Annotated in this window: 12 protein-coding genes; 7 read left to right on the plus strand and 5 right to left on the minus strand. The window is 68.7% G+C overall.

The annotated features are described in order from the left end of the window. The first annotated feature begins 24 nt into the window (after positions 1-24). The 6 genes from ACLQ2O_RS16310 (at position 25) to ACLQ2O_RS16335 (ending at position 7,459) form a co-directional block, all read left to right on the plus strand. Positions 25-1,521 carry an ABC transporter substrate-binding protein gene (locus ACLQ2O_RS16310; RefSeq protein WP_425832028.1) on the plus strand — a complete coding sequence of 499 codons (1,497 nt, stop codon included), beginning with the start codon at positions 25-27 and terminating at the stop codon, positions 1,519-1,521. After that, entirely contained in the window at positions 1,518-2,483 is a 966-nt protein-coding gene (locus tag ACLQ2O_RS16315) for a carbohydrate ABC transporter permease (protein WP_425832030.1), read from the plus strand. The genes ACLQ2O_RS16310 and ACLQ2O_RS16315 overlap by 4 nt, the downstream gene beginning before the upstream one ends. Continuing rightward, positions 2,480-3,310, plus strand: coding sequence for a carbohydrate ABC transporter permease (locus ACLQ2O_RS16320; RefSeq protein WP_425832032.1), 831 nt, complete (start codon positions 2,480-2,482; stop codon positions 3,308-3,310). Before ACLQ2O_RS16315 ends, ACLQ2O_RS16320 begins: the two co-directional genes overlap by 4 nt. 88 nt (positions 3,311-3,398) lie before the next feature. Continuing rightward, positions 3,399-4,874 (plus strand): sulfatase-like hydrolase/transferase, encoded by a 1,476-nt coding sequence (locus ACLQ2O_RS16325; protein ID WP_425832034.1) that lies wholly within the window; start codon positions 3,399-3,401, stop codon positions 4,872-4,874. After that, positions 4,871-6,478: an alpha-L-arabinofuranosidase C-terminal domain-containing protein gene (locus ACLQ2O_RS16330; protein ID WP_425832036.1), complete on the plus strand. Its 1,608-nt coding sequence runs from the start codon at positions 4,871-4,873 to the stop codon at positions 6,476-6,478. Before ACLQ2O_RS16325 ends, ACLQ2O_RS16330 begins: the two co-directional genes overlap by 4 nt. A gap of 9 nt (positions 6,479-6,487) precedes the next feature. Next, positions 6,488-7,459, plus strand: a complete 972-nt coding sequence (locus ACLQ2O_RS16335) for a formylglycine-generating enzyme family protein (protein ID WP_425832038.1) — start codon at positions 6,488-6,490, stop codon at positions 7,457-7,459. A gap of 1,817 nt (positions 7,460-9,276) precedes the next feature. On the opposite strand, the gene ACLQ2O_RS16340 is transcribed toward ACLQ2O_RS16335, so the two are convergent. The 5 genes from ACLQ2O_RS16340 to ACLQ2O_RS16360 are packed head-to-tail and all read right to left on the minus strand — an operon-like array spanning position 9,277 to position 14,931. Next, the gene (locus tag ACLQ2O_RS16340; protein ID WP_425832040.1) at positions 9,277-10,368 is read right to left on the minus strand and encodes a Gfo/Idh/MocA family protein; all 1,092 of its coding nucleotides are present in this window, start codon (positions 10,366-10,368) and stop codon (positions 9,277-9,279) included. After that, positions 10,365-11,417 carry a Gfo/Idh/MocA family protein gene (locus ACLQ2O_RS16345; protein ID WP_425832042.1) on the minus strand — a complete coding sequence of 351 codons (1,053 nt, stop codon included), beginning with the start codon at positions 11,415-11,417 and terminating at the stop codon, positions 10,365-10,367. The genes ACLQ2O_RS16340 and ACLQ2O_RS16345 overlap by 4 nt, the downstream gene beginning before the upstream one ends. 16 nt (positions 11,418-11,433) lie before the next feature. Then, positions 11,434-13,062 carry an extracellular solute-binding protein gene (locus ACLQ2O_RS16350; RefSeq protein WP_425832044.1) on the minus strand — a complete coding sequence of 543 codons (1,629 nt, stop codon included), beginning with the start codon at positions 13,060-13,062 and terminating at the stop codon, positions 11,434-11,436. A 16-nt stretch (positions 13,063-13,078) separates the two neighbouring features. Beyond that, the gene (locus tag ACLQ2O_RS16355; RefSeq protein ID WP_425832046.1) at positions 13,079-13,999 is read right to left on the minus strand and encodes a carbohydrate ABC transporter permease; all 921 of its coding nucleotides are present in this window, start codon (positions 13,997-13,999) and stop codon (positions 13,079-13,081) included. Continuing rightward, positions 13,996-14,931 carry an ABC transporter permease gene (locus ACLQ2O_RS16360; RefSeq protein ID WP_425832048.1) on the minus strand — a complete coding sequence of 312 codons (936 nt, stop codon included), beginning with the start codon at positions 14,929-14,931 and terminating at the stop codon, positions 13,996-13,998. Before ACLQ2O_RS16360 ends, ACLQ2O_RS16355 begins: the two co-directional genes overlap by 4 nt. Positions 14,932-15,187: 256 nt before the next feature. On the opposite strand from ACLQ2O_RS16360, the gene ACLQ2O_RS16365 reads away from it, so the two are divergent. Further along, positions 15,188-16,153 carry a LacI family DNA-binding transcriptional regulator gene (locus ACLQ2O_RS16365; protein WP_425832050.1) on the plus strand — a complete coding sequence of 322 codons (966 nt, stop codon included), beginning with the start codon at positions 15,188-15,190 and terminating at the stop codon, positions 16,151-16,153.

The raw sequence follows: 16,153 nt of genomic DNA on the forward strand, positions 1-16,153 counted from the left end.
CCCTGCCCTGAGGAGGCACTCGCCATGAGCACCTCGACCAATCCCCGCCCTTCCCGCCGCCAGGTGCTGAGCACCCTCGGTGGGCTCGCTCTCGGAGTACCGCTGCTGAACGCCTGTACCGGCGGCGGCAAGAGCACCCAGAACGCCGGCGCCGACCCTGGTGACGCGAACGCCGGCCCGGTCACGCTGACCTGGTGGGACCAGTTCCGGCCGCTGACCGAGCTGTTCGAGCAGAAGCTGTTCGTCGACTACAAGGCCAAGCACGGCAACGTCACCGTGCAGCGGCGTCAACTCGACGCGGCCGACCTCGGTCAGGCTCTGCAACTGGCGCGACGCAGCAACCAGTTGCCCGACGTCCACTCGACGGCAGGCCTGACCGGCAGCACCGCGGCGCTCGTCACCAACGGCTGGTTCCAGCCGGTCGGCGACTTCGTCGACCTGGCCAACAGCCCGGTCAAGGACTACCTGTACGACGGGATCCACCGCTTCGACGGCAAGGTCTACACGTTCCCGGTCTTCAGCGGCCAGTGGCACGACTCGACGACCTGGGTGAACACGCAGCTGGTCGAGCGGGCCGGGCTCGACCCCGAGCAGTCGCCGCCCACCTGGGACGCGTACCGGGCCGCCGTACGGACGATCGACCAGAAGACGCCGGACAACGTGCACGGCCTGCTGCTGCCGATGAAGGACACCGAGTACCTGGAGGGCAAGCTGAACGCGCTGGCCCAGATGGCCGGTGCGCCCGGGCAGACGGACTGGAGGACGGGCGAGATCATCGTCGCGACCGAGCCGTTCTTCCAGGCGATGGAGTTCCTGCTCGCGCTGCAGCGCGACGGCGTACTGCATCCGGCGTCGTCGTCGCTCGGGCCGCGTGACGCGCGGGCCCGCTGGGCCGCCGGTGAGGCCGCGCTGTTCCCGTGGGGGCCGTGGTTCATCGGTGGGCTGATGGTCGAGGAGTCCCCGGCCGTCGAGCGGGGGATCAGCGCCTGGCAGATCCCGGCGCCGTCGACGCAGCGCGGGACGGTGTACGTCGCACCGGCGCCCGGCTCGTTCTTCGTGTCGGACCAGGCCAAGAACCCGAAGGTCGCGGCCGACCTGATGGCGCAGCTGACGACACCGGAGTTCGCGGCGCAGCTCGCGAGCCGGATGGACCAGCCGCCGATCCTGATCGACGCGGTCGGGAGCGCGAAGGTGCACCCGGCGTACAAGAAGAACGTCGAGTTCTTCCAGCAGGACGTGCGGATCGGCCCGGTGCCGGAGGTCGGCAACGCCGGTGTCGCGAAGGTGCTGGCCGAGACGCGGGACGTGCACCCGGATCCCGGCGAGATCGTGCAGGCGGTGCTCACCGGGTCGACCAAGGACTACCGCGGCGCGTTGAAGCAGTACGCCGAGAAGGCGACCGCCGAGCGGAAGCGCGCGATCGAGGCGGCCGGCAAGAAGGGCGCCGAGGTCGCCGAGTCGGACTGGGTCTTCGACAACTGGCAGCCGGGCAAGGACTACACCCAGGCGTCGTACAAGTGACGACGAGTACGGCTCCATCTCGTCCCGCACCGGCGTCGGAGCGGCGGACGGCGCCGCGACGCCGGTCGGTCTGGCGGCGGATGCGGGACGACTGGTGGATCTACCTGTTCCTGCTGCCGACGGTGGTCGGCTACGGGCTCTACACGGTCTACCCGCTGGTCGCGAGCTGGTGGTACGCGTTCCTGGACTGGCCGGGTTTCGCCGACGTCGGGACGTTCGTGGGGCTCACGAACTTCGAGCTGCTGTGGGCCGACGACCTGTTCTGGAACTCGTTCGTCAACTCGCTGGTCTTCCTGGCGCTCGCCGTGCCGCTGCGCGTCGGACTGGCGCTGCTGCTCGCGATCGTGCTGAACCGCCGGAGCACGCCGTTCCGCGGGCTCTTCCGGACGTTGCTGTTCCTGCCCGTGGTCACCACGGGCGCGATCGTCGGCGTCGTGTTCACGCTGATCCTGGACGCCGGCGGACCGGTCAACCTCGCGCTGGTGAAGTCGGCGCTGGTGGACAGCCCGGTCGACTTCCTCGGCTCGTCCGGGCTGTCGCTCTACAGCGTGATCGGCGTCTGGGTGTGGAAGTGGCTCGGCATCACACTGATCTACTGGCTGGCCGCGCTGCAGACGATCCCGAGCGAGCTGTACGAGGCGGCGCGGATCGACGGCGCCGGGAACTGGAAGGAGTTCCGGCACGTCACGCTGCCGCTGCTGGTTCCGTTCCTGGTGGTGATCACGCTGATCGACATGGTCGGCGCGCTGAACGTCTTCGACCTGGTGGTCACGCTGACCGGCGGCGGACCGGCGTTCTCGTCGGAGGTCGTCGAGGTCTACATCTACCGGACGGCGTTCGGTGCGACCGTGCCGCAGCTCGGCTACGCGTCGGCGGCCGCGGTGCTGTTCGGGCTGCTGACGATGGTGCTGGCAGTCGCCCAGGCGCTCGGCGTCCGGGCCGCACGAAGGGCAATGGCATGACCGGGACGAAGGGCTCGCGCTGGCTGATCGGGACCGGGCTCGCGCTGCTCTGCGCGGTCTGGATCTACCCGTTCCTGTGGCTGGTCTCGGGATCGCTGAAGACGAACCCGGAGATCTTCGGCAAGGGGCTCAACCTGTTGCCCGAGGCACCGGTCTGGGAGAACTACAGCCGCGCCTGGTCGGAGGTCGGCTTCTCGTCGTACATGCTGAACACGGTGCTGATCACGCTCGGCACGGTCGCGCTGGTGATCGTCCGCAGCGCGCTGGCCGGCTACGTGCTGGGCCGGTACGACTTCGTCGGCAAGAAGGTGCTGATCGGGATCTTCCTGGTCACGTTCTTCCTGCCCGAGGGCTACACGATCATCCCGGTGACCCAGCTGACCGACCAGCTCGGGCTGCTCAACTCGCACCTGGGCGTGATTCTCGGCCTCGGTGCGGGCGGTCACGCGGCCGCCACCCTGCTGTACGCCGGGTTCTTCCGGACCATCCCCAAGGACCTGGAGGAGTCGGCGCGGATGGACGGCGCCGGGCCGCTGACGGTGTTCTTCCGGATCATGCTGCCGCTGGCCAAACCGATCACGGTCAGCGTGTTCATCCTGCAGTTCCTGGCCGCCTGGAACGCGTACCTGCTGCCGCTGGTCTTCACGCTCAGCCACCCGGAGTTGCGCACGCTCGCGGTCGGCATGTCCGCCTTCGTCGGCGAGAACGACACCGACTGGGCCGGGATGGCGGCGGCCGCGGTGCTGTCGCTGGCGCCGGTGGTCGCGGTGTTCGTCGTTCTGCAACGGCAGTTCGTGGAGAGCCTGGCCGGTGCGGTGAAGCAGTGACTGTCCACAGGTCGCCAACTCGTCGGTGGCGCGTGGCCGTTTCTCCGTACCTTCTCTGTTGAGACATCCCCTACCTCCTGGAGGCCGCGTGCCGTCCAACATCCTGCTTCTGATGACCGACCAGCACCGCCTGGACACCCTCGGCTGCTATGGCAACGAGGTGTGCGAGACGCCTGCGCTCGACTCCTTGGCGGCCGGCGGCACCCTGTTCACCAGTGGCTTCACACCGACCGCGATCTGTACGCCGTCCAGGGCGACGCTGCAGACCGGCGTCCTGCCGTACCGGCACACGCTGCTGGCCAACTACGAGCGCAACGTCGGGTACCGGGAGGAGCTGGACGACACGTTTCCACCGTTCTCGTCGTACTTGGGCGAGGCCGGGTACCAGCTCGGCCATGTCGGCAAGTGGCATGTGGGGAAGGAGAAGGGCCCGGCCGACTTCGGGTACGACGGAGAGCACTACGCCGGCTGGGGCAACGCGGTGCAGCACCCGGACTACCTGCGCTACCTGGAGGAACGGGGCTATCCACCGTTCTCGGTGCACTCGCCTGTGCGCGGGACCTTCGCCAACGGGGAGCCGGGGAATCTGCTGGCGGGGATTCTCGATCAACCGGTCGAGGCGACGTTCGAGTACTTCCTGGCAGAGCGGACCATTGCGCAGCTCCGCCGGTACGCCGAGGACGGGCGGCCTTTCTACCTGGGGTGCAACTGGTTCGGGCCGCACCTGCCGTACCTGCTGCCGTCGTCGTACTACTTCAAGTATTCCGCCGACGATGTCGAGCTGCCGGTGTCGGTGGCGGAGACCTTTGCCGGCAAGCCTCGGGTCCAGCAGCACTACTCGTCGCACTGGACGTACGACAGCGTCGGTCCGGACAAGTGGCGCGAGCTGATCGCGGCGTACTGGGGGTACGTGGCGCTGATCGACGAGCAGGTCGGACGAATCCTCGCCGAGCTCGACGCGTTGGGGCTGACCGACGAGACCGCGGTGTTCTTCACGGCTGACCACGGGGAGTTCACCGGGGCGCACCGGCTGCACGACAAGGGGCCGGCGATGTACGACGACATCTACCGGATTCCCTTGCTGGCCAAGGTTCCTGGCGCTCCGCCCGGAGTGGTCGAGGACGGGTTCGCGACGCTGACCGATCTGACGCCGACGTTCCTGGAGCTGGCGGGGGTCGAAGTGCCGGAGCACTACCAGGGCCGCTCGTTGCTGCCGCTGGTGGCAGGGGAGCGGCCTGCGGACTGGCCGGCCGAGGTGGTCGCCGAGTTCCACGGGCACCACTTCCCGTACCCGCAGCGGATGATCCGCACGCCCGACTACAAGCTCGTGGTCAATCCGGCCGACCAGAACGAGCTCTACGACCTGCGCGCCGATCCGCACGAGCTGCAGAACCGGTACGCGCACCCGGAGCTCGCCGAGGTCCGGCGTGAGCTGATGGGCCGGCTGTACGCGATCCTGCGCGACCGCGGCGACAACTTCTACCACTGGATGACGTCGATGTTCGAGGTCGGCGCGAAGACCTACGACACCGCGCTCAGCGCTCTGGACGAGGAGACCCTGTGACCGCCCACATCGACATCCACCGCGACCGGCGCAGCAGCATCGACCCGATGATCTACGGGCACTTCCTGGAGTCCGCCTTCTTCGGCAACATCGAGGGCGGCGTCTTCGACCCGGGTTCACCACTGGCGTACGACGAGCCGGGAGCGCGGAACGGGTTGCGGCGCGATGTGGTCGAGCTGTGCCGAACGCTCGGGCTGCCGGTGGTGCGGTGGCCGGGCGGAAACTTCACGTCGCCGTACCACTTCGAGGACGGGCTCGGACTACGCGCGGACCGGCCGCGGCGGCTGGAGCTGGCGTGGGGACTGGAGGAGAGCAACCACTTCGGGACCGACGAGTTCCTGGCCTGGTGCGCGGAGGTGGGGACCGAGCCGTACCTGGCGCACAGCTGCCGGGACGTCGACGAGGCGGTGCGCTGGGTCGAGTACACGAACTACGGCGGCGACACGGCGTTCACGCGGCAACGCGCGGCGAACGGGCACCCGTCGCCGTACGGGGTGAAGTACTGGGGATTGGGCAACGAGGTGTACGGGCGGTGGCAGATGGGGCATCGGTCCGCTGCTGCCTACGCGGCCGATGCGTCGGAGCACGCGCGCTTCATGCGGTCGGTGGATCCGTCGCTGAAGTTCGTCGGGGTGGGGCTGACCGACGATCGGCAGGGGTGGACCTCGACGGTGCTCGACGGGGTCGGGTCGCAGCTCGACTACCTGTCGTTCCATCTGTACGGGGCGACCACGCAGCAGGTGGACGGTGCCGCGGAGTACGACGCGATCGTTGCCCAGTCGCTGTACTTCGAGCAGCAGATCATCGGGTACTCCGACTTGGTGGCGTCGCTCGCGGCACCACGCGACCTGTCGCTCGGGTTGGCGCTGGACGAGTGGAACATCCGGCACGTCGAGCCGGACACCTGGCCCGCGCCGCTTCCGTCGGACGACGGCGGCACGGTCGAACGCGACGTTGACGGCCTCGACACCTCACGCCAGCACCGGGTCAACCGGTGGAGTCCGCGCACGCTCGCCGACGCGCTCTTCTACGCCGGGGTCTTCCACGCTCTGCACCGGGCATCCGCGCTGACGGTCCCGGTGACGATGGCGAACACCGTCAACCTCCTGAACGCGAACGGCGTCGTCGTCGCCCGCCCCGGCGGAGCCGTCCGGGCAGCGACCTACCACGTCTGGGACCTCTACCAGAACCACCTGGGCCCCGTCGCTCTCGCCGCCGACGTGTCCGGTCCGTCCCGCCTGGCCGCCGTACGGCAAGGGGACGATCGGGACCACGCCGGCGACTTCCGGACCCACACAGCCACGGTCCCGGACCTGGACGTCTCCGCCACCCAGACCGCCGACGGCCGCTCGGTGCGCCTGGCCGTCATCAACCGCAGCTCCACCGCTGCGATCTCAGCGACCCTGACTCTCGACGGCGCCGCTCTACCGCCCCGCGCCAGTGTCCAGACCCTGGGTGCCGACGTCGACGACGTGCTCGCTGCCAACACCCTGTCCACCCCCGATCGAGTGGCCCTCCGCAGCCATGGTGAGATCGAACTACCGGAAGGCACCCACGACTTCCCGGCCCACAGCATCACGCTGCTCACCTTCGACCTGACCTGAGGAGACCCCGTGGCAGACGACAGCTGCTGCAGCCCCCGCCGCGACCCCGGCGGCTCGGTCAGCCCGGGCGTTCCGCTCCCGGGCACCCCGGGCGGCTCGGTCAACCAGTCGGTGGCTGTCGCTGCGCTTGCTGACTCGTCGTCCCCCGCGTCGTCGGTACTGGAGCGGGTGCGCATCGAGGCAGGCACCTTCCTGATGGGCACCGAGGACGCCGACGGCTTCCCCGCCGACGGCGAAGGCCCGATCCGCGAGGTGTCGCTCAACACGTTCGACATCGGCGTCACCGCGGTCACCAACGCCGAGTTCGCCGAGTTCGTCGAGGCGACCGGTCACGTCACGGAGGCCGAGCACTTCGGCTGGAGCTTCGTCTTCGCCGGCTTCCTCCCCGCCGCCCTCCGCAAGATCAGCCAACGCCCACCCGCCACCCCGTGGTGGTGCGGCGTCTCAGGCGCAACCTGGAGCCACCCCGAAGGCCCCGACTCCGACCTGACCGACCGCACCGACCACCCGGTCGTCCACGTCTCCTGGTCGGACGCCGTCGCCTTCTGCACCTGGGCAGGCGGCCGCCTACCCACCGAGCCCGAATGGGAGCGAGCAGCCCGAGGCGGCCTCGAGCAGAAACGCTTCCCCTGGGGCGACGAGCTCACACCGGACGGCCGGCACCTGTGCAACATCTGGCAGGGCACGTTCCCGGTCAAGAACACCCTGGCCGACGGCCACCGAGGCACAGCGCCCGTCCGCACCTACCCACCGAACGGCTACGGCCTGTACGAGGTGGTCGGCAACGTCTGGGAGTGGACCGCCGACCCATGGACCACCAACGCAACAACCCCCGCAGCCGACCTCACCCCCAACCGCGCGATGCGCGGCGGCTCCTACCTCTGCCACGCCTCCTACTGCAACCGCTACCGAGTAGCGGCCCGCTCCTCCAACGACCCCACCAGCACCTCAGGCAACCACGGCTTCCGCTGCGCCTGGTAGCACCCCCGCCAGCCCGAAGCCCGCCTTCGACCACCGCACGCCACCCAGCCTGAGAAGCCCACACCTCAAGCCACGCACACCGCCCAGCCCGACGGTGAGGCCCGCACCTCGAGCCGCGCGCACTGCGCAGCCCGCGACCGAAGCCCGCACCTCAAGCTACGCACGCCGCCCAGCCCGACGGTGAGGCCCGCACCTCGAGCCGCGCAAGCTGTGCAGCCCGCGACCGAAGCCCGCACCCGCGAGCTACGCACGCCGTTCGGCCTGACGCTGAAACCCGCACCTTGAGCGATGCACACCGGCCAGCTGGCGATTGAAGCCCACCGCGTTCCTCGCCCCGGACAACAAGCCCCGCCCAACAGCCTTGGCCCGCGACCAAGCCGGCCATGGTTGCCACGGGTTCAGCTCGCCGCACAGGAGCTCGTCCTCAACGGCCGAGCCCGCGACCAGTTCGCCCTCTGCCGAGAACCCGACGGCCACCGGCCAGCCGCCCAACTCCACAGCCGGCCAACTCCCCAGCCACCCCGCGGCAGTGCGCCGCCCGCCAGATGATCTTGCGTCCATGCCGCCGGAGGCAACCTCGCGACCTCCGCTCTCCACCAGGTTCGGCCAGCACCGTCACTTCCCCCGAGCACGGCCATGCTCAGCACTTACCCGGCGCACTCTGCCGTTGCTGTCATCTACGCAAAGGCAGAGCGCCGTCTGCCGGATGAGAGGGGATACCGGCCGTTGGGCTGTGGGAGCGCGGGCCGTCTGGCACCAGCCACGCGGGCCGACACCCGCCGCGTCGGCGCCCGCTCTGACCCCGGTCCCGCCGGTGCTGCGCCTGCGCGTCTGCGCCCGCTCTGGCCCCGGTCCAGCCAGGTCTGCGCCTGCGCCTGCGCCGGTGCCGCCGGGGTTGCGTTCGTTCTGGTCCGGTGCCGGCGGGTTCGCTTCCGCTTTGGCCCGGCCCTGCCGAGTCTGCGTTCGTGCCGGTGCCGGCGGGTTCGCTTCCGCTCTGGCCCGGCCCTGCCGAGTCTGCGTTCGTGCCGGTGCCGGCGGGGCTGCGTCCGTCCCGATCCCGGCCCTGCCGGGCTGCGTCCGCTCCGGCGGCCAGCCAGATCACGAGGACGACGAATCCCTGGGCCGGGCCTGCCGGGGCTGTGTCCGCTCCGGCAGGCCCGGCAGGGCTGCGTCTGGTCTGGCGCCGGTGCAGGCGCGTCCGCGTCCGCTCTGGTCCCGGTCCCGCCGGGGGCTGCGCCTGCTCCGGCCAGGGCCTTGGTCTGGTCCTGGTGCCGCCGGTTCTGCGTCTGTTCTGGCGCCGGTCCCGTCTGGGCTGCATCCGCTCTGCCCCCGGTCCTCCCGGGGTTGCGTCTGGTCTGGTCCCGGTGCCTGCGCGCCTGCGCCCGCTCTGGCCCCGCTCTAGCCGGGTCTGCGCCTGCGCCGGTGCCGCCGGGTTTGCGTTCGTTCTTGTCCCGGTGCCGGCGGGTTCGCGTCCGTTCTGGCCCGTCCCCGCCGGGTCTGCGTTTGTTCTGGTGCCGGCGGGGCTGCGTCCGATCTGGCGTCCGTTCCGATTCCGGCCGCCCGCCGTACCTGAACCAACTCACCAAGCGCGTGCAAGCCTCGCACCGTCGAGAGGTCGGTGGTGGGAGCACCTGGCGGTGTGGCTTGGTGAGCGTTGGGCTGGCTCAGCGCATTGGTGAATGGGCAGCCGGTTCAGCGTGTTGGTGGATGAGCGGTGGAGGTTCGGCTGGGCGCATGGCGAGTGAATGGTGGAGGTTCAGCTGAGCGTGGACGAACTGCCGCCCTCGCCGGGGCGACCGGGCGAGGGCGGCACCTCATCACGGTGCGAAAGCCTCGGTGAGTTTGGTTTGGTCGAGGCCTCCGTTGAGGGCTTGGTAGAACGGGTGACCGGGGACCAGGTCGGCGCGGCGTACGGACTGGTCGGTGAGGGCTGAGGCGTACAGCGCGGTCACGAACTCCATCGTCGGGCGGGTGCTGGCCAGCGTGGTGGCGTGGGTCTGTCCGGTGAGGAGGTCGTCGACCAGGCGGCCGAGCTGCGCTTCGTGGCTGCTGGCAACGTCCTCGCCGGCCGACGGACCCCACGTGTCGGCGGCGTCGGGCGCGGGAGTGAACTTCCAGTCCGCGTCCTTGTAGCCGTACAGGTGGTTGACCTCCAGCGATCCACCGGTCGTGTCGATCCGGATCCGGCTGAGCTCCTGCGGCGACAGCAGGCTGTTGATCACACTCGCCACGGCGTTGCTCTCGAAGATCACCGACGCCATCGACACGTCCTCGAACTCGACCGGACGGTCCAGCCGTACGGCGGTGGCGTTGATCGTGCGCCACGGTCCGAGCAGGTGCAGCAGCAGGTCGATCTGGTGGATGCCGTGGCCCAGCGTCGGCCCACCGCCTTCACCCACCCACGTCCCGCGCCACTCCGGGTCGAAGTACGGACGCGGCCGGAACCACAACGTCTCGCAGACCGCCACCTGCGGCGCCCCCAAAGCACCGCCGGCCAGGAGCTCCGCGGCCCGGACCGCGCCGGACCCGTGCCGGTGCTGAAAGACGACGTACACCGACCCTTCGCTGGCCCGCTCGGCTTCCGCCACCGCATCCATCTCGGCCAGACTCAGCACGGGCGGCTTCTCCAGCAGGACCGACTTCCCCGCCGCCAGTACCTCGATCGCGATCTCGGCGTGGCTGCCCGGCGGCGTCGTCACCGAGACCAGGTCCGGATCGACCGCCGCCAGCAGTTCCGTCACGCTCCCGAACGCCTTGGCCCCGTGCTCCTCGGCCAGCGCCTGCGCGTTCGCGGTGACGATGTCGGCGACGCCGACCAGCGTGGTCCGGCCCGTGCTCGCGAAGGCCTCGGCATGCCGGCGACTGATGCCGCCGGCCCCGACGACCGCAACCTTGAGGTTGGCCGTCACCTGGCGGCTCCCCGGACGGCCGCGTTCTGCTGCGCCGTCAGCGCCAGCCGCATGGTCTCGAAGGTGTGCTCCTGCGGCGCCGCCGTCGTGGTCCGTTCCCGGACGTCGCGGACTAGATCCGGGTAGTAGGTCAGCTCGACGTCGGAGCAGTCGATGTACTCGGTCTTCTCCCCGTCGACGACGAACAGGTGGTTGCCGCCGTCCCGGCCGGCGATGTCGACGTACTTGCGCAGCTCGATGTAGCCCTCGGTGCCGAGGATCATCAGCCGGCCGTCGCCCCAGGTCCCGAGGCCGGCCGGGGTGTACCAGTCGACCCGGATGTACCCCTGGGCGTGGTCGCTGCGCAGCAGCACGTCGCCGAAGTCCTGCAGACCGGGCTTGTCCGGGTTGGCGAAGTTCCCGACCGAGCTCGTCACCACCTCGGCCGTGCGCGAGTCGGTGTACCAGAGGAACTGGTCGATCTGGTGCGAGGCGATGTCGGCCAGGATGCCGCCGTAGCGCTCCTTCTCGTAGAACCAGTCCGGGCGCCCGGCGTTGCCGCCGAGGTGGCCGCGGTCACCGATCCGGTGCGGGCCGAGGCCGATGGTCTGGACGACGGTCCCGATCCGCCCCTCGCGGACCAGTTGGCCGGCCTTGATCGCCGACGCGACCTCGAAGCGCTCGGAGAACGTCACCGACCAGAACCGGCCGGTCTCGGCGACCGCCTTCTCGATCTCCTCGAGTTGGTCGTGGCTGACGCAGCCGGGCTTGTCGGCGACGACGTCCTTGCCGGACCGCAGCGCCGCGACGGCGATCGGCCCGCGGCGGTCCGGTACGGCGGCTGTGACGATCAGGTCGAGGTCGTCCCGGGCGATCAGCTCGTCCGGGTTCTCGACGAACGGTACGTCGGGGTAGCGCTCGCGGACCTGGTGGGCGACGCCCGACGACGGGTCGTCGGTGGCCATCGCGACGAACTCTCCGCCGGCCTTGATCAGCCCGGCGACCTGGCCGTGGATATGGGCGTGGTCGAGTCCGACCGCGGCGAACCTGACGGGTTGCGTGGATGTCAAAGGTCTTCCTTTCGCGTCAACGCGATGCTTCGAGGGCTTGGGCGAATTCCTCGGCGATCTTGTCGCCGCCGCCGCTCTTCCACTTCTTGACTGCGTCGGCCCAGGCCGACACCGGCTTGCGGCCCTGGACGATGTCGTCGGCCACCTGGTCGATGTCGCTGGTGAGCTGGGCTCCCCTGCGCACGTTGGTCTCGGAGTACAACCCGGCGGCCGGGTTGGCGAAGGCGTCCGGGCAGATCTCCTTCATAGCATTGAACTGCACCTCGGCGTTGCCCTTCTGCTCGGGCAGGAAGATCGTCCACGGCTCGTCGGCCTGGTACTTCAGGCCGAGCTGGGACTCGCTGAAGCCCTTGGCGGTCAGGACCGGATTGCCGTCGACGATCTTGTGGTGCACGACCGGCAGCCCGAACTTACGGAACAGGTACTCCTGGGTGCCGAAGGGCGCGGCCAGGTAGTTCAGGTACGCCAGCAAGCTCTCGACCCGGCCCTCAGCCTTCTTACTGATCGCTGTCGTGTTGCTGGTGGGGCCGCCCAGCCAGATCTTGCCCTTGCCCGAGCCGTCGTGCTTCGGGGGTGCGATGATGCCGATCCGGGCCTGGTCGCTGACCGCCGTCTGCAGGTAGTCGGGCCAGCCGCTGAAGGTGTCGACGACCAGCGGGCTCGATCCGTTGCCGAACCGGATCTTCAGGTCCACCTGCTGCCCGGAGTAGGCGTCGGGGTGGATGTAACCCGAGCTCCACAGTTTGCGCAGGAACTCGAAGACCTCCTCGTGCGCCTCGTGCTCGAGGTAGCTGACCAGCTTCTTGCCGTCCTCGCTCCAGGTGTTCGGAATGTCGAACATGTTCCGGACGAACATCGTCGGTGACGAGGCCAGCGCGAACCGGTTCGCGCGCTTGTCGGTCAAGGCCTTGCACAGCTCGAGGAAGTCGTCGAGGCTTTTCACCTCGTCGCTGAGTCCCTGTTTTTGCAGCAGGTCAACGCGGGTGTACAACGCCTGGGAGCTGATCGCTCCCCGCGGCACCGGGACGGCGTAGATCTTGTCGCCGAAGATGCACGAGTTCCAGCCGACCGAGGGCAGGTTCGCCAGGAACGGGTACTTCTTGATGTTGTCGCCGGACAGGTGCGGGGTCAGGTCCGCGGCCTTGGCTTCGAGCAGTTGCGGGACCTGGGGAACGCCGCCGACCTGGAAGATGTCGCCGAGCTGGTCGCCGGCGACCGAGGTGGCGAACTTCTGGGCGTAGTCACCTGATGGCGTCAGGCTGACCGAGATCGGTGAACCGACCCTCTTGTTCAATTCCTGCCAGAAGCGGTTCTGCTCGAGCTTCGGCGGGACGGGAGTGTTGGTGGACCCCAGGACGTTGATCGGCTTGCCGTCGCCGGGCGGGTTCTCGATCGCCCTGACCGGATTGGCCGGGAATCGGTTGAAGGCGTTGGGGATGTTGTACTCGGCGCCGTCCAGATCGGGTTTGACCCCTTTGTAGGGCACGTACGCCGGCCGGACGCCGGACTGGTTCCCGCTGTTGCTCTGCCCGCTGTTACCGCCGCGGCCTTCGTTGGAGCAGCCGCCGACGACACCGGTCAGCCCGAGGGCTCCGACGCCACCCAGCAAGGCCCGCCGGCTGAGCCGTGAATCATCAATGGTCATGGTTCTGCCTCTCGTGTCAGCCCTTGACGGCGCCGGTCAGAACGCCCTTGGCGAAATGCCGCTGGACGAAGGGGTAGACGCACAGGATCGGAATGATGGAAATCATCAGAATTGCCATTTGAATCGAGGTCTGAGGAGGCAGTGCTTCACCCGCCGCCCCCAGGTCCTGGGCGCCGATTTCGACGCCGTCCACCACGTAGGTCCGTAGGACCAGTTGCAGCGGCCATTTGCTGCTGTCGTTCAGGTAGAGCAGGGCGCCGAAGAAGCTGTTCCAGTACCCGACGCCGTAGAAGAGACCGACCACGGCCACGACCGCCTTCGACAGCGGCAGCCCGATGTACCAGAAGACCTTCCACTCCGACGCGCCGTCGATCGTGGCCGAGTCGAGCACCTCGGTCGGCAGTCCGGCGAAGTAGGCCCGGACGACGATGACGTTGAACGCGCTCACCGACGTCGGAAGGATGATCGCCCAGAGGCTGTTGAGCAGACCGAACTGCTGGACCACCAGGTAGGTGGGGATCAGGCCGGGGTTGAACAGCAGGCTGACCAGGACCATCAGCAGCAGGGGCTTGTTGCCGAGCGTTCCCCGCCGGCTCAGCGCCCAGCCGAGGGTGCAGGTGAGCAGCAGCGAGATCGCCGTACCGACGGCGGTGACAAAGGCACTGACCAGGAGGGCCTGGGTCACCGTGCCGCCGGACAGGATCGACCGGTACGCCGACAGGTCGAAACCGTGCGGCAGCAGGACGAAACCGCCGGCGTCGACGACCTCGTCCGGACTGGCCAGGCTGGTCGAGATCACCCCGATGAACGGGATCACGACCGCCGCGCAGATCGCGGTCAGGAAGACGGCCTTGACGGCCCGCTCCGCCGTGCTCGGCATCGGCATCCCACCCACCAGGACCTGGCGCCGACTGCGTGCTGGGCTTCGATCGCTCATCCGCGGTACACCCCTTCCTCACCCAGGCGGTGCGCCAGCTTGTTGGCCGTCAGCACCAGAGTCAGCGCGACGACGCTCTTCACCAGTCCGACCGCGGCCGAAACGCCCCAGTCACCGCCAAGGATGCCGTTGTTGTAGACGTAGGTGTCGAGCACTTCGCTGGCTTCGACTCCCACGCCTTGCTGCTGGAGGATGATCTGCTCGAAGCCGACCGTCAGCGAATCGCCGAGTTTGAGGATCAGCAGCAGGATGATGATCGGCTTCAGGCCCGGCAGTGTGACGTGCCAGGTCTGCCGCCACCGACTGGCACCGTCCGCGGCGGATGCCTCGTACAGCGACTTGTCGATCTGGGAGAGCACGGCCAGGAACAGGATCGTCGCCCAGCCGGTGTCCTTCCACATCACCTGTGAGGTGAGCAGCCCGCGGAACGCGTCGGCATTGCCGATGATGTTGATCGGGTCGTAACCGTGCGACCGCAGCCAGTTGTTGATCATCCCGGTGCCGCCCAGCATCTGCTGGAACACCGCGACCACGATCACCCAGGACATGAAGTGCGGCACGTAGATGATCGTCTGGACGATCTGTCGCAGCCGGTTCGACAGCAGGCTGTGCAGGACCAGCGCGACCACGATCGGCGCGGGGAAGACGATGACGGTCTGGATCAGCGTCAGGACCAGGGTGTTCTTGACCGCGTTGAGGAACTCCGGGTCACCGTTGAAGACGGTGGTGAAGTTCTCGACGCCGGACCAGAGACTCTTCCCGACCCCGAGATAGGGCTGGTAGTCCTGGAAGGCAATGACGTTGCCCCACAGCGGGTAGTACTGGAAGGCGAAAATGACCAACATGCCGGGAATAGCCAGCAAGAGGACAGGATAATCTCGTCGTAAACGCTCGCGAAAGGAAAGTTTTCGGCTGCGGGCGGCATCGCTCATAGGCGCTCCCGGAGTCAATCAATAAAATGTGATCGATCCACTTCTGATCCGGAAGCTAACCGCAGCTGTCTGGGGGTGTCAACCCCCCGTTCCGCTATCGGACAGGTCCAAGGTCAATCGTTGTAGATCGGGTCGCGCGACCTGCTGCGCAGCGCCCGGATCGGCTAACGTGTGTGCCGCCGCCGGGTGAACAGCCCGGCGATCAGCTGGGGAGGCGGGGACGGTGGAGGCGAAACGACCGGCGACGATCCATCAGGTGGCACGGCTGGCGGGCGTGTCGCACACGACGGTGTCCCGTTACCTGCAGGACGCGGACAGCCTGAAGCCCAAGACCCGCGTCAAGGTCGAGTTCGCCGTCAAGACGCTCGACTACCGGCCGAACCTGGTCGCCCGGTCGATGCGGACCCGGCGGACGAACCGGCTCGCGATCGTGCTCGCCTCCGGCCCGCACTTCCCCGGCCGCCTGCTCGCCGCGGCGTCCGAGACGGCGCACCGGGCGGGCTACCAGGTCGAAGTGGTGAGCGTCGAGGGTGGGCAGCGGGCACGGTCGGCCCGGATCGAGGACCTGGCCCGGTCCGGTCAGGTCGAGGGCATCCTGGCGATCTCGCCGACCGGCCTGAAGGGCAACCGGCTCCGGCAGGTCCCGATCGTCGAGAGCGAGACGTACGACGACAAGCTGCGCGGCCTCGGCGAGCTCGCCGCCGCCTCCGAGATCGTGGAGATCGTCGAGTACCTGGCGTCGCTCGGGCACCGGTCGTTCTTCCACGTGGCCGGCGACCAGGACTTCGCCTCGGCCCGCAACCGCAAAGCCGTCTACCTGGAGGCGATCGAACGGCTCGGGCTGCAATCGGTCGGCGTGCACGACGGCGACTGGACCGCGCAGTCGGGTTTCGACGCGATCACTTCGCTGCCTGACGACTGCGGCGTGACCGCCGTCGTGGCAGCGAACGACGTGGTCGCGATGGGAGTGGTCCGCGGTGCGCTGTCGCGGGGGTGGAGGGTCCCGGACGACCTGAGCGTCTTCGGGTGGGACGACGAGGTGATGGGCAAGTTCGCCACGCCGTCGCTGTCGACGGTCGCGGTCGACCGCGAGGCCCAGGGCCGCGACGCGATCCTCCGACTGCTGGCGGAGATCAGCGGCGAACCGTCCCCGAAGCCGGCCGACCGGACCATCAACCACCTGATCTTCAGAGAGTCGACAGCGCCACCGCCGGAGCGCTGA

This window comes from Kribbella sp. DT2, assembly GCF_049844575.1.
Lineage (GTDB): Bacteria > Actinomycetota > Actinomycetes > Propionibacteriales > Kribbellaceae > Kribbella.